This window comes from Streptomyces sp. NPDC001410, from assembly GCF_042895235.1.
Taxonomy (GTDB): domain Bacteria; phylum Actinomycetota; class Actinomycetes; order Streptomycetales; family Streptomycetaceae; genus Streptomyces.
The window spans coordinates 24756-44434 of the sequence record NZ_JBIAWE010000032.1; the positions used below are offsets into that span (position 1 = coordinate 24756).

Genomic DNA, 19679 nt, shown 5'->3' on the forward strand with positions numbered 1-19679 from the left:
CCTGTCCCTGGGAATAGGTTGGGCGGGTAGGGATGATCCCGGGAGCCCGGGCGCGTCCGGGACGCTGACACGCGATGGGGGCGGACATGACAATGCCGAAAGGATCCAATGCGCCGGTGCCGACCACGGCCCTGCGCGTCGAATTGGGCTGGCGCTCCGGACCCGGCGTGCCCGACGCGGACGCCTCGGCCCTGCTGCTCGTGGCCGGAAAGGTCCGCTCCGACGGGGACTTCGTCTTCTACAACCAGCCGGCGCACCCCTCCGGCGCGGTCCGTCACGAGGGCAAGCGGACCGCCGGCGGGCTCGTCACCGACACCCTCTTCGTGGACCTCGCGCGCGTGGAGAGCGGGATCGAGCGGGTGGTCCTCGCGGCCTCCGCGGACGGCGGGACGTTCGGGCAGGTCCCGGACCTCTACATCGAGGTGACCGACGCCGCCGGTGGCGCGGTCGCCCGCTTCGACAGCCCCGGCGCGACCGTGGAGACGGCCTTCGTGCTCGGCGAGTTCTACCGCCGTCAGGGCGGCTGGAAGTTCCGCGCCGTCGGCCAGGGGTACAGCAGCGGACTCGAAGGCCTGGCAGCGGACTTCGGTATCACCGTCGACGAGCCGCAGCAGACCGCGCCGCCTCGCACGGCAGCCGCACCGCCTCCCGCGCCCCCCGCCGCGCCGCCGGTCCCGCCTGCGGCGACCCTGCCGCCGCCGACCACCGCTCCCGTGCCCCTGCCACCGCCCCCGGCGACCCCTGCTGCCGCGCCGGTCCGCCTCTCCAAGGTCACCCTCACCAAGGCCGCCCCCTCCGTCTCCCTGGCCAAACAGGGCGGCACCTCCGGCGCCATGCGGGTCAACCTCAACTGGCAGGTGCGCAAGCAGTTCCCGGGCTGGGGCGGCCGATGGGGCGGTGGCCAGGGGGACCTCGACCTCGACCTGTGCGCCCTGTACGAACTCGCCGACGGCCGCAAGGGCGTCGTCCAGGCACTCGGCAACGCCTTCGGGTCCCTGAACCGGCCGCCGTACATCCACCTCGACGGCGACGACCGTACGGGCGCCGTGGCAAGCGGTGAGAACCTCACCGTCAACCTCGACCACAAACAGGACTTCCGGCGCATCCTGGTCTTCGTCACGATCTACGAGGGCGCGGCCTCCTTCGCCGACCTGCACGCCACGGTCACCCTCCAGCCCCAGCACGGCGCCCCGATCGACTTCTCACTGGACGAGTGCACGGTCCCCTCCACGGTGTGCGCACTCGCCCTGATCACCAACAACGGCGGCGACCTCGTCGTCCAGCGCGAGGCGCGCTACCTGGTACCGGAGCGCGGAGTGAGCCCGCAGCGGACCATGGACCGCGCCTACGGGTGGGGAATGAACTGGACACCCGGGCGCAAGTAGCGCCATTTCAGCCCTCGTCGGGCACGGCGTCCGGACGCGCGTACGTGCGGCCCTTCCAGGCCGCCCCGCGACCCCGGTAGTGCTGCACGGCGGAGTCGACCGTCATGAGGAGGTAGAGGAGCGCGGTGAAGGGCAGCAGCGGCGCCAGCCACAACGGCTGCCGGTAGTAACGGAGCATCGGCACGTACGTCCCCGTCATCACCGCCCACGCGGCCGCGCCCACGACCGCCGTCGCCGCACTGCCCGTGACCGCACCGGCCACCACGGCCGCGGGCGGCACCAGGTACACCAGGGCGAGCCCGGCGACCGTGCCGAACAGCAGCAGCGGGTTGTGCCGCAGCTGGGCGTACGCGCTGCGCGAGACCATCCGCCACAGATCGTGCAGCCGCGGATAGGGACGCACGCTGTCCACCCGGTCGGCCAGCCCGAGCCAGATGTGACCGCCGATGCCCTTCACCGCGCGCGCGAGGGCGACGTCGTCGATGACGGCATGCCGGATGGCGTCCGGGATCCGCGCCTTCCCGGCCATGTCCGCGCGCAGCAGGACACAGCCGCCCGCGGCCGCCGCCGTCCGCGACCCCTGCAGGCCGATCCACCGGAAGGGATACAGCTGCGCGAAGAAGTAGACGAACGCCGGGACCACGAGCCGCTCCCACAGGCTCTCCACCCGCAGCCGCGCCATCTGCGACACCACGTCGAACCCCCCGGTGCGGGCCGCCGCCACCAGTTCCCGCAGGCTGTCCGGCGCATGCGCGATGTCCGCGTCCGTCAGGAGCAGGTATTCGGGGTCACGCGCGCGTGCGAGACCGATGCCGTGCCGCACCGCCCACAGCTTGCCCGTCCAGCCCGCGGGCGGCTCACCGGGGGAGTCCACCGTGAGCGGCAGCCCGCCGTGCCGCCGCGACAGCCCGCGGGCCAGCTCCCCGGTGCCGTCCGTGCTCCCGTCGTCCACGAGGAAGACCTCCGCCCGCCCCGGATAGTCCTGCGCGAGCAGCGACGGCAGGCTCGCGGGCAGCACGCCGGCCTCGTCACGGGCCGGTACGACCACACAGACCGACGGCCACACCGCAGGTTCCCGGCGCGGAGGCAGCCGGACGTCCGTGCGCCAGAAGAAGCCCTGGCACAGCAGCAGCCAGCACCAGGCGGCGAGGGATACGACGGTGGTCCACACGATCGCGCTCACGGGCGCAGTCTGCCCCACCGGACCGGCGCGCAAGGTCGCATCGTCTATCGTGGCCGGGTGAAGATCGCGCTCATGGACTCCGGAATCGGCCTGCTGGCGGCCACCGTCGCGGTACGGCGCCTGCGCCCCGACGCGGATCTCGTCCTCTCGCTCGACCCCGACGGCATGCCCTGGGGGCCGCGCACAACCGAGGACCTCACCCAACGTGCCCTGGCCGTCGCCGAGGCCGCCGCGGCCCGCCGGCCCGACGCCCTGATCGTCGGCTGCAACACCGCCACCGTGCACGCCCTGCCCGCCCTGCGCGCCCGCCTGGAGCCCGGCGTCCCGGTGATCGGCACGGTCCCGGCGATCAAGCCGGCCGCCGCCGGCGGCGGCCCCGTCGCCATCTGGGCCACGCCCGCCACCACCGGCAGCCCCTACCAGCGCGGTCTCATCGAGGACTTCGCCGACGGCGTCCACGTCACCGAGGTGCCCTGCTGGGGGCTCGCGGAGGCCGTGGAGCACGCGGACGAGGTGGCCATCGACGTGGCGGTCGCCGCCGCGGCCGCGCTGACCCCGCAGGACGTGACGACCGTCGTCCTGGGCTGCACCCACTACGAGCTGGTGGCGGAACGTATCCGCGCCGCCGTCCAGCGCCCCGGTGCCGCTCCGCTCGCGCTGCACGGCTCCGCCGGCGCCGTGGCCGCCCAGGCCCTGCGGCGCCTGGGCGAACAGCCCGCCCCCGAGGCCCCGGCCGAGGGCACGCTGACGGTGCTGCTGAGTGGCCGCGAGGGCGTGCTGCCCGCGGCCGCGCTGCACTATGCCGAAGGACGGCTGCTGCCCGCCGCCGGACCACTCGCCGACCGGCGGTGACCTGGGGCGGCCGCCTCCACGGGGCGCGCCGCCCGGAACAGTCACCCTCCGCACGCCGGTACCCGCGGAGCGAAACCTGAGTAACCTCGTAGATATGAGGGAGCACCGCGACGCCGAGGACACCTCGCACCCCGACGTCTGGATCGGACGTGCCACCAACCGGGTGCAGTGGCTGCTGGCGCTGGGCGGCGCGGCCTGCCTGGCGCTCGGCATCCTGCTGGCCGTGGACTCGGCCTGGAGCTCCGGCATCGCCCCGCTGGTGATGTCCGTCGTGGGTTGCATCGCCGCCGGCCTGCTGGTCCTCTTCGGCACGCTCGCCTTCGTGCACGTCGACCTCAAGCTCGACAAGGAGTGCGTCGAGGTGCGCTGCGGCCACATCGGCGTGCCACGCCGCCGCATCCCGCTCTCCCAGGTCGCCGGCGCCGACTTCACCGCCCATGTCACCCCGCGCCAGTGGGGCGGCTGGGGCTACCGCTGGCGCCCCGAGAAGGGCACCGCGGTCGTCGTCCGCCGGGGCGAGGGCATCGTGCTGCGCCTGTGGGACGGCCACACCTTCACGATCACCGTGGACAACGCGGAGGCAGCGGTCCGGGCCATCAGGGACCGGCTGCGGACGATGACGCCCGGGGGCGCGAGCTGAGGCGGCGGTCGGCCGGGTTCTTCCGGGAACCTTGGCCGCTTCGAGTCGGACGCTGCCTCGCAGACATCGATCGGACGGTGCCCGCGCGCACCGGACGCCACGCTCCCGATCTGCGCTGAGCGCGCGGACGTGGTGGGCCGCCGGGTTCGTTCGGAAACCCAAGTCGTTTCGAGTCGGACGCTGCCTCGCACACACCGGACGCTGCCCTCGGCGTGCAGCCGGACGCCGTGCTCCCGCTCTGTGCACTGAGCGCGCGGGGGTGGTGGTGCGGGCCGTCAGGGACCGGCTGGGTTGGGAGCGGCGGGCTGCCGGGCTGGTTCGGGAACGCGGGTCGCTTTGAGTCGGAGGCTGCCCTCGCACGCACCGTACTCTGCCCGCGCGTGCGCCGGCCGCCGCGCTCCTGCCTTGCGTCTCGCTACAGCTCCGTGCTGTCGCCCGCCCACGGCCGTGCCGTAGCCCACCCCGCCAGCAGGCCCGCGCCCGCGGTCACCGTGGTGAAGCTCAGTGCGTTGCCGACGGAGGCGATCGCGGCAAGGGCGGTCAGGGCCGCGCCCGCGGTGAGGGCGATCGGTGTGGAGCGCGGGGTGCGCCACAGGGCGTAGAGGGCCCAGCCGAATCCGGCGGCCAGCAGGAGCACCCCGACGAGGCCCTGTTCGGCCGCCTGCTGGAGCAGGGCCGAGTGCGGTCTGTCGTCGAGCAGGACGGCCGGTGGCGCGGTGTCGCTCAGCTCGCCGAAGCGGCCCGGGCCGACGCCCAGGCCCGCGTCCCGGCGGGCCAGCCGCAGCGCGTCCTGCCACAGCTGGACCCGGTGCGGGGCGAACCGGCTCTCCAGCGCCTCCGGCAGGGCACCGGCGGCGACCGCCCAGATCGTCCCCGCCACCAGGGCCGCCGCGAGCGCGAGACCGGCGATTCCGACGCCTCGGCGGGGCATCGAGCCCGCGGCGAGCGAGCACAGCAGAACCGCGGCACTGGCCGCGCAGCCGATGGCCGAACCCATGGCGGCCCCGGTCAGCGCGATCCCGGCGGCGAGCAGCCGCAGCCCGAGCCGCAACCCGGGCCCGCGCGCGGCCCAGGCGGCACAGCACGCGGCGCCGGTCGCCAGCGCCAGCAGGGCGGCGGTGGCTCCGGCGTGGCCGAGCGGGGCGGCGTAGCGGGGGCCGGGGGAGAGGTCGGGCAGGACCACGGCCAGCGCGAGTCCCGCCGACGCACCCGCGCAGGGCGCGGCCACCGGAAGCAGCGCCCCGGATATCCGGCCCGCGGCATAACCGGCGATCACGGCGAGCACCGCGAGCAGCACTCCCTCGGGCCGCCCGTCGTGGGCCGCCGCCGTGATCAGCGACCAGGCGGCGCACGCTCCCAGCAGGATCATGCCCGCCCCGTCAGAAACGTTTCGCCTGCCTCTGTATGCGTCCGCACCGGTCGCGGACCTCGTCCCCGTCGACACCACCCGTCGCCCCTCGCACCCCGGTCCCCCGACCTGTGGCAGGCCCCGGCCGCACGCGCCGGGACCGGCCGCACCGCTGAGGCTCGGGCACACCGTAACGGCTGATGACCGATTTGGGCACGAGCGGCGCAGGAACGTCGTGATTCCGGCGCGGTGCAGGTGGGGGCACCGCTCGCACCGGCCCGTGCTGTCGGCGGCAACGTCAACCGCCGTACACTCCCCGGGTGACCGTCACCGCAACCTCCGTGGACCAGTCCGGCCTCCAGCCGTCCCCCGCGCCGAGCGCGCGCGGCCGCCGGCTGCAGCGCCTGGTCCCGGCCGTCGCCTCCGCACTCTGCGGAGTGCTGCTCTACGTCAGCTTCCCGCCGCGCCCGCTGTGGTGGCTGGCCCTGCCCGCCTTCGCCGGCTTCGCCTGGGTACTGCGCGGCCGCACCTGGAAGGCGGCGCTCGGTCTCGGCTACCTCTTCGGACTCGGCTTCCTCCTGCCGCTGCTGGTGTGGACCGGCGTGGAGGTCGGCCCCGGCCCCTGGCTCGCGCTGGTCGCCATCGAGGCGGTCTTCGTCGCCCTCGTCGGCGTCGGTGTCGCCGCGGTGGCCAAGCTGCCTGCGTGGCCGGTGTGGGCGGCCGCCCTGTGGATCGCGGGCGAGGCGGTACGCGCGCGCGTGCCCTTCCGCGGCTTCCCCTGGGGCAAGATCGCCTTCGGTCAGGCCGACGGCGTCTTCCTGCCGCTCGCCGCGGTGGGCGGCACCCCGGTGCTCGGCTTCGCGGTGGTCCTGTGCGGCTTCGGTCTGTTCGAGGCGGGGCGCCTGATCGCCGAGCGGCGCCGCACCCGGACCCTCCGGCGCGGGGCCGCGGCCGTCGCGCTACTGAGCGTCGCCGTACCGGTGGCGGGAGCGGCCGCCGCGCGGCCGCTGGTGAGCGACAAGGCCGAGGACGGCACCGCGACCGTCGCGGTCATCCAGGGCAACGTGCCCCGGGCCGGGCTGGAGTTCAGCGCCCAGCGGCGGGCCGTCCTCGACTACCACGCGCGCGAGACCCTCAAGCTCGCCGCCGACATCAAGGCGGGCAAGGTCGCCAAGCCCGACTACGTGCTGTGGCCGGAGAACTCCTCCGACATCGACCCCTTCACCAACTCCGACGCGGCCGCCGTCATCGACAGTGCCGCCCGGGCCGTCGGGGTGCCCATCTCGGTCGGCGGAGTCGTCGAGAAGGACGGCAGGCTGCTCAACGAGCAGATCCTGTGGGACCCGGCCAAGGGGCCGACCCAGACCTACGACAAGCGCCAGGTGCAGCCGTTCGGCGAGTACCTTCCGCTGCGCGGGCTCGTCGGCGCGATCAACAAGAACTGGACCGGCATGGTCCGCCAGGACTTCAGCCGGGGCAGCGAGCCGGGCGTGTTCGACATCGACGGCGCCAAGGTCGGCCTCGCCACCTGCTACGAGGCCGCCTTCGACTGGGCCGTGCGGGACACCGTCACGCACGGCGCGGAGATGATCTCCGTGCCCAGCAACAACGCCACCTTCGACCGCAGCGAGATGACCTACCAGCAGCTCGCCATGTCCCGTGTCCGCGCCGTCGAGCACAGCCGGACCGTGACCGTGCCGGTGACCAGCGGCGTCAGCGCGGTCATCATGCCGGACGGGAAGATCACCCAGAAGACCGGCATGTTCGTGCCCGCCTACCTCGTCCAGAAGGTCCCGCTGCGCACGTCCGAGACGCCCGCGACCAGGCTGGGCATCCTGCCGGAGATCGCCCTGGTACTGGTCGCCGCGGGCGGTCTCGGCTGGGCGATCGGGTCCGGGATACGTGCCCGGCGCTCGGGTGACGCATAGCCGTACGCCCGCCGCACGCCCGGGGAACCGACTGGCTTGATGGAACCGGCCCGTTAGGGTCGGTTCCATGGCTACTCCTGACTTCATCCGCACGATCAGGGCCTCCGCGGGCCACCAGCTGCTCTGGCTCCCCGGAGTCAGCGCCGTCGTCTTCGACGACCAGGGCAGGATCCTGCTGGGGCAGCGCGCGGACAACCACAAGTGGGCGCTGCTCTCCGGCATCCCGGACCCCGGTGAGCAGCCGGCCGCCGCCGCCGTGCGCGAGGTGTACGAGGAGTCGGCCGTACGGTGCGTAGCCGAACGGATCGTCATGGTGAAGTCCGGCGAGCGGATCACCTACAACAACGGCGACATCTGCCAGTTCATGGACATCACCTTCCGCTGCCGGGCCGTCGGCGGCGAGGCGCGGGTCAACGACGACGAGTCGCTGGACGTCGGCTGGTTCGAGGTGGACGCGCTGCCGCCGATGGACGAACACCAGCTGGTCCGGATCAAGCAGGCCCTGTCGGATGAACCCACATGGTTCGACCCTACGAGTTTCGAATGAAGTATGGGGTCTGACCACATGTGGTCGGGCTGGGGTGCTGCTTAGGGTCGGCACATGACCCAGCCCAGCGCCCTGCCCGGCCCCCACGCCCCCTCGCTCGACCTCGGCGGCCGTACCGCCCTCGTCACCGGCGCCGCCGGCGGCATCGGCGGCGCCTGCGCGCTGCGGCTGGCGGCTGCCGGGGCCAAGGTGAGAGCCGTCGACCGGGACGCCGCCGGCCTGGACTCACTCGCCGACCGAGCCCGGGACCTGGCGGGCACCGTCGAACCGCACGTCCTGGACCTCACCGACCTGGACGCCGCCGAACACGCCGCCGCCGGCACCGACGTCCTGGTCAACAACGCCGGGCTGCAGCTGGTGCGGCCCATCGAACAGTTCCCGCCCGACGTCTTCCACACGGTGCTCACCGTGATGCTGGAGGCGCCGTTCCGGCTCATCCGCGGCGCCCTCCCGCACATGTACGCGCAGGGCTGGGGACGGATCGTCAACGTGTCCTCCGTCCACGGGCTGCGCGCCTCGGCCTTCAAGGCCGCCTATGTGGCCGCCAAACATGGCCTCGAAGGCCTCTCCAAGACGGCTGCCCTGGAGGGCGCCCCGCACGGTGTGACCTCGAACTGTGTGAACCCGGCCTATGTGCGCACCCCACTGGTCGAGAAGCAGATCGCCGACCAGGCCCAGGCGCACGGCATCCCCGAACAGCGCGTCCTGTCCGACATCCTGCTCAAGGACAGCGCCGTCCGGCGGCTCATCGAACCGGACGAGGTCGCCGAGGCCGTGGCCTACCTGTGCAGCCCGCAGGCGTCCTTCGTCACCGGTACCTCGCTGGTGCTGGACGGCGGATGGACGGCCCACTGAGCGGGCCGGCGGCGCCCGGCCGGAGAGTTTTCCACAGGCCCGACGGGCCGGGCGCCCGATGCGGAATCCTGTGACCATGTCTCGCGATCACGTCCAGCCGGCCGAGCGCCCCACCACCGAGGGCGCCACCGGGGTGTCCGAGGGCAGCGCGGAGGCCCCGTACCTCGAGCTGCTGGCCCGCGACGCCTCGGTGGAGGCGTATGAGCAGCCGGTGCTGCTCGCCCGCGCCGAGGGACAGCCGGCGGACCGGATCGCCGCCCTGGAGCGCGCCAAGCTCGTCGCCCTGCGGGTGCGTTCGGAACTGGAAGGGCGACGGCGGCGCGAGGCGGAACTGTCGGCGCTCTTCGAGACCGCCCACGACCTGGCAGGCCTCAGGGACCTGGACGCCGTCCTCCAGGCGATCGTGCAGCGCGCCCGCTCCCTGCTCGGCACGGACATCGCCTACCTCAGCCTCAACGACCCGGCACGCGGCGACACCTACATGCGCGTGACGGAGGGCTCGGTCTCGGCCCGCTTCCAGCAACTGCGTCTCGGCATGGGCGAGGGGCTCGGCGGACTCGTCGCCCAGACCGCGCGGCCGTACGTCACGGACGACTACTTCCAGGACGGCCGCTTCCAGCACACCCTCACCATCGACGCCGGCGTCCGCGACGAGGGCCTGGTCGCCATCCTCGGCGTGCCGCTGATGCTCGGCCCGCACGTCATCGGCGTCCTCTTCGCCGCGGACCGGCGGGCCCGCGTCTTCGAACGCGAGCAGATCGCCCTGCTCGGCTCCTTCGCCGCGCTCGCCGCGGCCGCCATCGACACCGCCAACCTGCTCACCGAGACCCGCGCGGCCCTGGCGGGACTGGAGCACGCCAACGAGATCATCCGGGACCGCAGCGCCGTCATCGAGCGCGCCTCCGACGTGCACGACCGGCTCGCCGAGCTGGTGCTGCGTGGCGGCGGAGTCCACGACGTGGCCGCGGCCGTCTCCCAAGTCCTCGACGGAACAGTCGAGTTCACCGAGGCCGGCACGGCACCGGCCGAGTCCCTGGAGGCGTCCCGTGCCGAGGGACACGCCGTACGGCACGGCGGCGACTGGATCGCCGCGGTGACCGCGGGCGGCGAACTCCTCGGCGCACTGGTGCTGCGCGGCCACCCCGGCCTGGACCCGGTCGACCAGCGCACCCTGGAACGCGCGGCGATGGTCACCTCGCTGCTCCTGCTGGCCCGCCGCTCCGCCTCCGAGGCCGAACAGCGCGTGCGGGGCGAACTGCTGGACGACCTCCTGGACGCCCGCGACCGGGATCCGCGCCTGCTGCGCGAACGCGCCGCCCGGCTGCACGCCGACCTGGAAGCCACCCACGTCGTCCTCGCGACCCGCCTCGACGGCCCGGCGGCCGACGCCGACGAGGAAGCCGCCGCCCGCCGCCGTCTGTGGTCCGCCGCCTCCCACCTCGCCGCCACCCGGCAGGGCCTGGCCGCCGCCCGCGACGGCGGCACGGTCCTGCTGCTCCCGCTCGCCGCCGGCGACACCGCCACGGACGTGGCCCGCCGCACCGCCCGCCACCTCGGCACGGCCGTCCACCAGCCCGTCACGGTCGGCGCCTCAGCCCCCGTCACCGACCTCGCCACCCACCCCGACACCGTGGCCGCCGCCTACGCCGAGGGCCGCCGCTGCCTGGACGCCCTGCACCTCCTCGGCCGTGACGGAGACGGCGCGGCGGCCGAGGACTTCGGCTTCCTCGGCCTGCTCCTCGCGGGCGAACGGGACATCGGCGGCTTCGTCGACCGCACCATCGGCCCGGTCGTGGCCTACGACGCGCGCCGCGGCACGGAGCTGTTGCGCACCCTGGACGCGTACTTCGCCTGCGGACTGAGCCCGGCCCGCACCAAGGACGCACTCCACGTGCACGTGAACACGGTCGCCCAGCGACTGGAGCGGGTGGGCCGCCTCCTGGGCGAGGACTGGCAGAGCCCCGCCCGCGCCCTGGAGATCCAACTGGCCCTGCGCCTGCACCGGTTGGCGGCACCGGTACGGCACTGACCGGCCCCCGCGCGGGGGCCGGTCCTCGGTTCGTGCCGTCGCGCCGGTCAGACCGTCCGGGCGTCGGCCGCCGCACTCACGGCGGCCTGAGCGCCGTCCCCGGCCTCCACCTGGGCGAGATCCCGGTGCCGGGTCTCCCGGGCCACGCCCACCGCGATCAGCGTCAGCACGGCCGCCGCGATCACGTACAGGGCGATCGGGGTGGAGCTGCCGTAGTCGGCGAGCAGCGCGGTGGCGATGAGCGGGGCGGGGGCGCCGGCCGCCACCGAGGCGAACTGGGCACCGATGGAGGCACCCGAGTACCGCATCCGGGTGGCGAACATCTCGGCGAAGAAGGCGGCCTGGGGTGCGTACATCGCACCGTGCAGCACCAGGCCGACGGTCACGGCGAGCACCAGGTACCCGAAGGAGCCGGTGTCGACGAGCGCGAAGAACGGGAACATCCACAGACCCACGCCGGCCGCGCCCAGCAGGTACACGGGCCGCCGCCCGACCCGGTCGGAGAGCGCGCCCCAGGCCGGGATCACGGCGAAGTGCACGGCGGAGCCGATGAGGACGGCGTTGAGCGCGGTCTGCTTCGAGACACCGGCGGACGTGGTGGCGTACACGAGGATGAAGGCGGTGATGACGTAGTAGCTGATGTTCTCCGCCATGCGGGCGCCCATGGCGACGAGCACGTCCCGCCAGTGGTCCCGCAGCACGGAGACGAGCGGCGGCTTCTCCGCCTCGACGGACCGCCGCGACTCGGCCCGCTCCAACGCCTCCTTGAAGACGGGCGATTCATCGACGGAGAGACGAATCCACAAACCGACGATCACCAGCACACCGGAGAGCAGGAACGGGATCCGCCAGCCCCAGGTGCCGAAGGCCTCGTCCGAGAGCACGGCGGTGAGCAGCGACAGCACACCGGTCGCCAGCAACTGCCCGGCGGGCGCCCCCGTCTGCGGCCACGCGGCCCAGAACCCGCGCCGCCGCGCGTCCCCGTGCTCGGACACCAGCAGCACGGCGCCACCCCACTCACCACCGAGCGCGAACCCCTGTACGAGGCGCAGCGCGGTCAGCAGCACCGGCGCGGCGGAGCCGACCGTCGCGTGCGTCGGCAGCAGCCCGATGGCGAAGGTCGCCCCGCCCATCAGCAGCAGGCTCAGCACCAGCAACTTCTTGCGCCCCAGCCGGTCACCGTAGTGCCCGAACACGAGCGCCCCCAGCGGGCGGGCCGCGAACCCGACGGCATACGTCAGAAACGACAACAGCGTCCCGACGAGCGGATCGGAGTCCGGAAAGAACAGCTTGTTGAACACCAGCGCGGCGGCAGAGCCGTACAGGAAGAAGTCGTACCACTCGATGGTGGTGCCGATGAGGCTGGCGGCGACGATGCGGGGGAGGCTGGCGGGGGGTGGGGGAGCGGATGCTGCTGCGGAGGCCATGTGCGCCACTTCCTCGTGTGCGGTGGGGACGGGTACGTGTCGGCACACCGTAGAAACACGCACGTCAGGCGCACATGTGGTGGGGCACCATAGTTCGGGGTTCAGCTGTGCGTGCATCCACCATGCCCGCTCACCGAAGGGTGGTTCGGCCGATTGAAACGGTCGAAACGAGTGGCGTCCGAGAGGCGTATTTCGGGGTGATTTGACGGTGCCGTGCTGTCTCCCGTGCTGGTTTGGTGCTGACTACGTTCCGTTGAACTCGGTCATCTGGGGCTGATGGACCCAGGGAAGCCGGTGGTAGGTGACTCGGCTGGAGAGGCAGGCGCCGCTCTTGGGAGCGGTGCACGTTCGTCCCGGCAGTTCTTCGTCTGCTGGTGGTACATCACGCATGGCGTCGTGACCAGGGGAAACGATGGTTGGACTCACTATGGGTGGGGTGTTGGCCCGTGTATGGTCGGGATCTTGGTCTTGATTGAGTTGGTGGGCGCACCCGGAGAGAGGTTCTGCACCCCGGGAGCTCAGGGATGAGCGAGGGGCGCTCGCGGTTGTAGCGAGCCCGAGCGGCGGCGTGGCGGTCGCCTTGGTGGTGAAACGAGGGATCGTAATCGCCGTTCCTGGTCGTATGGACTTGCGGCGACCGCCCATCACACTTGCCCTGCCCCCGGCAGCGGCGCGGCAGGCACCGGCAGCGGTGTCATAGCGGTCACCGAGGGCAGGTGGTCGGACGGACGGTCATGCGTGCACGTTCCGCACGAGTCTGGGTGGGTCGGACGCGACGGTGCGGCGTCGTGCCCGGGTAAGGGCGACGTACAGGGAACGATGCTCCTCGCATTCGAGGACGAGGCCGTTGTACAGCGCTGCCGCATCGTTCTCTTCCAGCCTGACACCGACGGTGTCCCACTCTTTGCCCTTGGCCTGGTGACAAGTCAGGCCGGGGACCAGTTGGTCGCGCGCGACCTGAGATCTCGCTCGGAGGTTCTGCAAGCCGGCGAGTGCGGTTCGCGCATGCTTGTTCGAAGGTTTGACGGGCAGTTTCGTGATCAGTATGTCGACGAAGTCGTTCCAAATTCTCCGCACTCTATTTGCGCCGGTCAGTGATTCCACGGTGGATTGGAGGTGCGGATGCAGCCGTACCAGAGCTTCGCGGTCTGCGATGCCCAAGGTGATCAGGGCGTCGTTGAGGAAGACGGCCTGCATGCCGAGCGAGCTCTCGGCGATTTCGTTGAGGAGCAGAGTTGAACTGGCCGTTCGCCAGGGAGACTTGCGCGATGGCCTGCCCTTGTTCAGGGAGCATGCGCCGCCGGCGGATGCACGCCCCGGGCAGACGCCCGCGCGTTCCGAGACCCTGCCCGGCTACACCACTTCATGGGACGCGATCCCCGGAGGCCCTGGCTGGCACCATCCCGCCAGGGTCTTCGGTGTTGAAATGCCGGATTCCAGTGGTGCTGTGGTGGGCCACTCGACGGTGAGCCCCCCGCCGAGCAGCGCGCTCAAACCAGACCGTCGAGGGGACCCTGGCCCTTGGCGTCCAGGCCATGGCTCGTGCGTCTGCATCGAACGCCCGGGGAAGGCAAGCAGCGTGTTAGCGACCGAGCTGTGGCGTGCTCTCGATGTCCTGGCCGGCAACTCGGCTCACGCCAACTCTGAGGCAGGCTGCAGGACTACCAGCCGACATCTGGCACGTCTTTGGGACTCGGTTCCACTACGAGTCTACTTAGCTAAACCTTTACGCATTGTGTGCATGACAAAAGTTGAACCGATCCTCTAACCTTCCTGCGATCCGGTCTCTCGGATCGACTGGAGCCCCACCGGCGTGCCCGTATAACAGAAACGTTTCGCATGCCGTCCAGCCCGCACGGTCAGTCACCACCGCACCATCGCAAGGTAGTTCGCGATCTCGGCTGTGCCGTCGACGAAGGGGCGCTCCCGGGGTCGCGTGTGGCTTTCATTCCCCGACCACTGAGGAGACCCCTCGTGCGTATGAAGCTGCTCGCCGCCGTTACCGCAGCGGCCGCTGCCACTCTGACCTTCAGTACGTCCGCTCAGGCCAGCCACTCGTGGGGCGGATACCACTGGGCCCGCACCGCCAACCCGTTCACGCTGAAGCTCGGTGACAACCTCAGCTCCAGCTGGAAGAGCTACCTGAGCATCGCGTCCAGCGACTGGTCCAAGTCGTCCGTCCTCGACACCACCGTCGTGGCCGGCCAGTCCTCCGCCAGACGCTGCCCGGCGACGAGCGGCCGGGTCGAGGTCTGCAACAACACCTACGGCAACAACGGCTGGCTCGGCATCGCGTCCATATCCCTCAGCGGCGGCACCCACATCTCCTCCGGAACGGTCAAGCTCAACGACACGTACTTCAACACGGCGAAGTACAACACCCCGTCCTGGCGGCAGATGGTGACCTGCCAGGAAGTCGGGCACACCTTCGGCCTCGACCACCAGGACACCAACTTCGACAACGCCAACCTCGGCACCTGCATGGACTACACGAGCAACCCCGACGGTCCGCCCAGCAACCTCGACCCCAACCAGCACGACTACGACGAGCTGGCCACCATCTACGCGCACCTCGACTCGACCAGCACCGTCGACCAGTCGGCGGCGGTGCCGCAGGTGAGTAACGACAAGGCGAGCTGGGGCAAGCGGGTGGCGCACTCGGCGCACGGCGACACCTACGTCCGGAACTTCGGCAACGGCAAGTCGGTGATCACGTTCGTGGTCTGGGCGAGCTGACGCCGCCAGCCTCCCGCTGAACCGGGGTGGCCGGATCACTCCGGCCGCCCCGGCACGCACCCGAGGTCACACCGGGATGTGGGCGGGGGCGTCGACGCCGATCCGCTCGGCGACCCATTGCCGGAAGTGGGGGCACCGCGAGAAGTCCTCGTGATCGCAGTCCAGCGCGCATTCGATGAGCTCCAGCGAGGCCTGGGCGGCGGCGATACGGGAGCGTAGAGCCTCGGCCTGCTCACGCAGCAAGTCCCTGCGCTCGGCCGGATCGGTGGTGGCGGACAGGGCACGGATGGTGTCGAGGGACAGCCCCGCTTCCTTTGCCCGCAGGATGACGGCTACCCGGACGAGGTCATCGGCGCCGTAGCGGCGACGGTCCGCAGCGTCGCGTCCGGGTGCCAAGAGCCCCATTGCCTCCCAGTGGCGCAGGACATGTGTGGCGAGACCGAAACGCTCGGCGAGCGCGCCGATCCTCAGGACTTCGTGCTCGCCGCCGGTCGAGGTGCTGTGCTCGCTTGACTTCACGTCGGCATTAAGTCGCAACCTCGCGCTCATGACCAGGGAAACAGAACCAACACAGCAGTCGACGGATGAACTCATCGCCCTTCTGGACGCGGCCGACGCGCTGCCCGCCGCCAGGGAACTACGGGCTCTGTCCTACGAGTTGATCGGCGCCGAGGCCGGGACCTCCGTGGTGGACGTAGGTTGCGGAGCAGGTCGGGCCGTGGCCGAACTGGGCGAGCACGGGGTGAAGGCCGTCGGCGTGGACCCGGATGAGCGGATGATCGAGATCGCCCGGGACCGTCGGCCCGGGGGCGACTTCCGTGTCGCGGGAGCGTACGGACTGCCGCTGGCGGACGCCTCAGTGGACGGCTACCGCGCGGACAAGGTGTTCCATCTCCTCGAGCAACCGGAGCGGGCTCTGGCGGAAGCCCTGCGTGTGCTCGTCGCGGGCGGGCGGATCGTGCTGATAGGGCAGGACTGGGACACCTTCGTCATCGACTCCGACGACCCGGCGCTCACGCGCAGCATCGTGCACGCGCGCGCGGACCTGCTCGCCGGTCCCCGGGCCGCCCGCTGCTACCGCAACCTCCTGCTGGAGGCAGGCTTCGGCCAGGTGACGGTCGAGGTACGTACCGGAGTCTTCACCGGGCCGACGATGCTGCCACTGCTCGCTGGACTGTCGGCGGGGGCCTGCTCCACCGGTGTCGTCACGCGCGGGCAGGCGGCCAGGTGGATCGCCGAGCAACGCGCCCGCGCCGCCGCCGACCGGCTCTTTCTGGCCCTGCCGATGTTCGTGGCCGCGGCGAGCGCACCGCGTTGAACCGGTGACGGAGCCGCACGCGATCGGACCCGGCCGCACCAGCCGAGATTCGAGACATGGTGTCTGATTCAAAGCGAGGTGTATCGAGTCGGGACGTACACTGAGCTGGTGCCGAAGCTGTGGAACGAGACCATCGAGGAACATCGCCGCGCCGTCCGCGACGCGGTGTTGGAGACCACGGCGGCACTCGTGGCCGAGCAGGGACTGCGTGGCGTGACGATGTCGCGGATCGCAGAGCAGAGTGGCATCGGCCGGGCGACACTGTACAAGTACTTCCCGGACGTCGAATCGATCATGGTGGCCTGGCATGAGCGGCAGATCGCCGGACACCTCGACCAGCTCGCCGCACTGCGAGACCGCCCCGGCACTCCCGGTGAACGACTGCAAGCGGTGCTGGAGGCCTACGCGTTCATCCAGCAGCAGCGGCACGGCCATGGGGGAGAGTTCTCGGCGCTCATGCACCGGGGTGACCACGTGGCGCACGCCGAGCAGCATCTGCGTCAGTTCATCCGAAGTCTGCTCGTCGAGGGTGTGGAGGCGGGCGACGTGCGGGACGATGTCGCGCCGGACGAGCTGACCGGGTACTGCCTGCACGCCCTCGCCGCTGCCGGTGGCCTGACCTCCAAGGCCGCGGTCAGGAGGCTTGTCGTGGTTACCCTGTCCGGACTGCGTCCACAGGACTGACCGTCATACATGACGTGTTGGAGCGCGACGTCCCAGTTCATCCTCCGTCGCCGGCGTCCGGCCCACGCCGACAGTTCCGTCGCCGTGGTGCACGGACCGGGTGCGCAGCTGACGGTAGTCGTCCACGGACGGGACGCCGGGGCGAGTGTCGTACGCGTTGTGCGGCAAGGCGGCTCCTTCGAGGTCTGGCACCGGGGACTCGCTAGGACTGGGTGGGGCGCGGCGCGTAGTGGCCGAGGAACATATCGACTCCACCGGTGATCAGGCGGTCGGTGAGGTCGGCGTCGATGTCGGTGCCGTAGGCGCTGAAGACAAGGTGCGGGTAGAGCAGTAGCGAGTAGAGTTGGATGATGGCCAACTCGATGTCGGGGATGTCGAGTCGGCCGCGCTCGGTCAGTTTCTGGAGTGCTGTCGCCACCGCGGAGTGGTGGCGCTCAGGGCCGACCTCGTGCCAGACGGTGCCGAGTTCGGGGAAGCGGTGCAGCTCGCGGGCGACCACATTGCGCAGCGCGAGTACGTCCGGGTTGGCGCGGGTGCCGGCCACCCATGCCCGGGCGGCGGCGACGAGATCGCCGCGCAGGTCGTCGGAGTCGGCGAGCCCGTCGATCGCGGTGACCAGGGAGCCCCCGAGAGGTGCGTCCAGGGAGTCCTTGATGACGCCGATGAACAGGGCTTCCTTGCTGCCGAAGTGGTTGTAGACGGTCACCTTGGACACGCCCGCCTCGGCGGCGATGGCATCGACGCTGACGTCGAACCCATCACGCAGGAACAGCTCGCGGGCCGCTTTGACGCCATGGTGCTGCTCGGCGCGGGCGCCGGGTTCGTCATCACCTCCACCTCGGACGCGATCGTGGGAGCCCTGCCCGAGGAGGACCTCGGCGTCGGGTCGGCCACCAACAGCGCCGCCATCCAGCTCGGCGCGGCGACCGGCGTCGCGGTGACCGGGAGTGTGCTGTCCGGCCGCTACCAGGACCAGCTCGCCGACGGCCTGCACGGCACCTCTCTGCCACCCGGCATGCTCGCCTCCGCCCAGGACTCCCTGGGCACCGCGCTCGCGCTGGCCCGCCAACTGCCCGGTCAGGCGGGAGAGTCCGTCGCTGCCGCGACCCGCCACGCCTTCATCACCGGGATGGGGCCGGCCATGACCGCCGGGATCGGCGTCGCGGCCCTCGGCATCGTCGTCTCGCCCCACGCCCGCGGATCTCAACCCGCTCGTACGCCGCGCGTGCGTACGCCCCATACGGAGGAGTCGTCATGAGTCACCTTCACCGCACCACCGAAGCGAAGCACGCACCTCAGTCCCACGAGACCGCCGTCCCGCGCCGCTGGCTGATGCTCACGCTGCTCTGCCTGGCCCAGTTCATGCTGATCCTGGACGTCACCGTCGTGAACGTCGCCCTACCCGACATGGCCGCCGACCGCCACCTCGGCCGCGAGACGCTCACCTGGGTCGTCACCGCGTACACGCTCTGCTTCGGCGGGCTGATGCTGCTGGGCGGGCGCCTCGCCGACGCGATCGGCGCCCACCGCACCGTCCTCGCGGGACTGGCGACGTTCGCGGCCGCCTCCCTGGTCACCGGGCGCGCCACCGGTGCACCCATACTGCTGACCGGGCGCGTCTTCCAGGGCATCGGCGCTGCGTTGCTGTCCCCGGCTGCGCTGTCGATCGTCACCACCAGCTTCCACGGCGAGTCACGCAACAAGGCCCTGGGGGGTGTGGGCCGCGATCGGCGGCACCGGCTCGGCGGTCGGCGTTGTGCTCGGCGGCGCCCTGACTGGTGGCCCCGGCTGGGAGTGGGTGTTCTACATCAACGTCCCGGTCGGTGTGCTCGCCCTTGCCGCGCTGCCCGCACTGCTGCCCCGTCGCTCGCCCCAGCCCGCGCGCCTCGACCTGCCCGGTGCCGTGCTGGTGACGGCGGGCACCGGCTGCCTGATCTATGGCCTGGTGAAGGCAGGGGACGCCGGCTGGGGGATGCCACCGCTGTATCGCCACTGCTTGGCGCCGTCGTCCTGTACGGAGCCTTTGCCGCCGTCGAGCGCGCCAGCCGGGCTCCACTGATGGACCTGCGGATGCTCACCCGGCGCCCGGCGCCCGGCGCCCGGTGGTCGCGGACGCGTTCCTGATGCTCGTCGCCACCGCGCTGCTGATCGCGTTCTTCTTCCTTGGCTCGGTGTACCTCCAGCACGTACGCGGATTCAGCCCGCTCAAGACCGGGCTGGTGTTCCTGCCCGTGGCCGCGGCCACCGGCGTCGGAGCCCACCTCGGGCGCAACTCGTCGGCCGGATCGGCAGTCGCCCCACCGCCGTGGCCGGCATGGCCGCCGCGGCGGGCGGATCCCTCCCGCTCACCTGGCTGTCGGCCGGCGGAAGCGTGTATGCGGTGCTCCTGCCCGGCCTGGTGATCGCCTCGTTCGGTATCGGTGCGGTCTTCGTCACCGCCACGACCACCGCGCTGGCCATGGTCGCCCACGAGGAAGCGGGACTGGTCTCGGGCGTCGTCAACACCTTCCACGAAGTGGGCGGCTCGATCGGCGTGGCCGTGATGTCGACCGTCGCCGCGGCCGGCATCGAGCATGGAGCGATCGGCGGCTTCACGGACGCCTTCACGCTCAGCGCGGTCGTGGCCGCAGCGAGCGCTTTGGTCGCGCTGGTGCTTGTACCGCGGGGGAAGCCGCAGATCACCGGAGGCCCGCACGTTCACTGAGCCGCTCGCGAGGGCAGCGGCGGTGCACGCCCTGCCCTCGCTC

General features: G+C 71.6%; 17 protein-coding genes and 1 pseudogene. 12 read left to right on the plus strand and 6 right to left on the minus strand.

Annotated features, from left to right (window positions below; translation table 11 throughout):
* The first annotated feature begins 92 nt into the window (after nucleotides 1-92).
* Nucleotides 93-1385, plus strand: coding sequence for a TerD family protein (locus tag ACFY3C_RS43270; protein WP_390774840.1), 1293 nt, complete (start codon nucleotides 93-95; stop codon nucleotides 1383-1385).
* 7 nt (nucleotides 1386-1392) lie between these two features.
* Here the strand turns inward: ACFY3C_RS43270 and ACFY3C_RS43275 are convergent, their stop codons facing one another.
* Entirely contained in the window at nucleotides 1393-2568 is a 1176-nt protein-coding gene (locus ACFY3C_RS43275; protein WP_386575181.1) for a glycosyltransferase, read from the minus strand.
* Nucleotides 2569-2625: 57 nt separating this feature from the next.
* On the opposite strand from ACFY3C_RS43275, the gene ACFY3C_RS43280 reads away from it, so the two are divergent.
* Both ACFY3C_RS43280 and ACFY3C_RS43285 read left to right on the plus strand, forming a co-directional pair.
* The gene (locus tag ACFY3C_RS43280; protein WP_390774823.1) at nucleotides 2626-3420 is read left to right on the plus strand and encodes a glutamate racemase; all 795 of its coding nucleotides are present in this window, start codon (nucleotides 2626-2628) and stop codon (nucleotides 3418-3420) included.
* A gap of 94 nt (nucleotides 3421-3514) precedes the next feature.
* Nucleotides 3515-4060: a hypothetical protein gene (locus tag ACFY3C_RS43285; protein WP_386575184.1), complete on the plus strand. Its 546-nt coding sequence runs from the start codon at nucleotides 3515-3517 to the stop codon at nucleotides 4058-4060.
* Nucleotides 4061-4475: 415 nt separating this feature from the next.
* Here ACFY3C_RS43285 and ACFY3C_RS43290 read toward each other — a convergent pair whose 3' ends face one another.
* Nucleotides 4476-5429: an O-antigen ligase family protein gene (locus ACFY3C_RS43290; protein ID WP_386575185.1), complete on the minus strand. Its 954-nt coding sequence runs from the start codon at nucleotides 5427-5429 to the stop codon at nucleotides 4476-4478.
* Nucleotides 5430-5728: 299 nt separating this feature from the next.
* On the opposite strand from ACFY3C_RS43290, the gene lnt reads away from it, so the two are divergent.
* From lnt to ACFY3C_RS43310, 4 genes are all read left to right on the plus strand, one after another.
* Nucleotides 5729-7336: an apolipoprotein N-acyltransferase gene (lnt, locus tag ACFY3C_RS43295; protein ID WP_390774824.1), complete on the plus strand. Its 1608-nt coding sequence runs from the start codon at nucleotides 5729-5731 to the stop codon at nucleotides 7334-7336.
* A gap of 67 nt (nucleotides 7337-7403) precedes the next feature.
* Nucleotides 7404-7883, plus strand: a complete 480-nt coding sequence (locus tag ACFY3C_RS43300) for an NUDIX domain-containing protein (RefSeq protein WP_386575187.1) — start codon at nucleotides 7404-7406, stop codon at nucleotides 7881-7883.
* A gap of 54 nt (nucleotides 7884-7937) precedes the next feature.
* Entirely contained in the window at nucleotides 7938-8738 is an 801-nt protein-coding gene (locus ACFY3C_RS43305; protein WP_390774825.1) for a 3-hydroxybutyrate dehydrogenase, read from the plus strand.
* A gap of 76 nt (nucleotides 8739-8814) precedes the next feature.
* Nucleotides 8815-10767 (plus strand): helix-turn-helix domain-containing protein, encoded by a 1953-nt coding sequence (locus tag ACFY3C_RS43310; protein ID WP_390774826.1) that lies wholly within the window; start codon nucleotides 8815-8817, stop codon nucleotides 10765-10767.
* 47 nt (nucleotides 10768-10814) lie between these two features.
* On the opposite strand, the gene ACFY3C_RS43315 is transcribed toward ACFY3C_RS43310, so the two are convergent.
* Together ACFY3C_RS43315 and ACFY3C_RS43320 are read right to left on the minus strand one after the other, a co-directional pair.
* Nucleotides 10815-12194, minus strand: a complete 1380-nt coding sequence (locus ACFY3C_RS43315) for an MFS transporter (protein WP_386575191.1) — start codon at nucleotides 12192-12194, stop codon at nucleotides 10815-10817.
* A 732-nt stretch (nucleotides 12195-12926) separates the two neighbouring features.
* Entirely contained in the window at nucleotides 12927-13391 is a 465-nt protein-coding gene (locus tag ACFY3C_RS43320) for a 3'-5' exonuclease (RefSeq protein ID WP_390774827.1), read from the minus strand.
* A 777-nt stretch (nucleotides 13392-14168) separates the two neighbouring features.
* Between ACFY3C_RS43320 and ACFY3C_RS43325 the strand changes: the two genes are divergently transcribed.
* Nucleotides 14169-14930, plus strand: coding sequence for a hypothetical protein (locus tag ACFY3C_RS43325; RefSeq protein ID WP_390774828.1), 762 nt, complete (start codon nucleotides 14169-14171; stop codon nucleotides 14928-14930).
* A 66-nt stretch (nucleotides 14931-14996) separates the two neighbouring features.
* Here the strand turns inward: ACFY3C_RS43325 and ACFY3C_RS43330 are convergent, their stop codons facing one another.
* A complete protein-coding gene (locus ACFY3C_RS43330) occupies nucleotides 14997-15449 on the minus strand; it encodes a MerR family transcriptional regulator (protein ID WP_390774829.1) in 453 nt (150 codons plus the stop codon).
* A gap of 28 nt (nucleotides 15450-15477) precedes the next feature.
* Between ACFY3C_RS43330 and ACFY3C_RS43335 the strand changes: the two genes are divergently transcribed.
* Together ACFY3C_RS43335 and ACFY3C_RS43340 are read left to right on the plus strand one after the other, a co-directional pair.
* A complete protein-coding gene (locus ACFY3C_RS43335; protein ID WP_390774830.1) occupies nucleotides 15478-16248 on the plus strand; it encodes a methyltransferase domain-containing protein in 771 nt (256 codons plus the stop codon).
* A 108-nt stretch (nucleotides 16249-16356) separates the two neighbouring features.
* Nucleotides 16357-16932, plus strand: coding sequence for a TetR/AcrR family transcriptional regulator (locus ACFY3C_RS43340; RefSeq protein WP_390774831.1), 576 nt, complete (start codon nucleotides 16357-16359; stop codon nucleotides 16930-16932).
* Nucleotides 16933-17134: 202 nt separating this feature from the next.
* Here the strand turns inward: ACFY3C_RS43340 and ACFY3C_RS43345 are convergent, their stop codons facing one another.
* Nucleotides 17135-17704, minus strand: coding sequence for a TetR/AcrR family transcriptional regulator (locus ACFY3C_RS43345; RefSeq protein WP_390774841.1), 570 nt, complete (start codon nucleotides 17702-17704; stop codon nucleotides 17135-17137).
* On the opposite strand from ACFY3C_RS43345, the gene ACFY3C_RS43350 reads away from it, so the two are divergent.
* Nucleotides 17621-18190 (plus strand): hypothetical protein, encoded by a 570-nt coding sequence (locus tag ACFY3C_RS43350; protein ID WP_390774842.1) that lies wholly within the window; start codon nucleotides 17621-17623, stop codon nucleotides 18188-18190. The genes ACFY3C_RS43345 and ACFY3C_RS43350 overlap by 84 nt on opposite strands.
* A pseudogene (locus tag ACFY3C_RS43355) lies at nucleotides 18187-19636 on the plus strand (MFS transporter). The gene ACFY3C_RS43350 and the pseudogene ACFY3C_RS43355 overlap by 4 nt, the downstream one beginning before the upstream one ends.
* The last annotated feature ends 43 nt before the right edge of the window (nucleotides 19637-19679 follow it).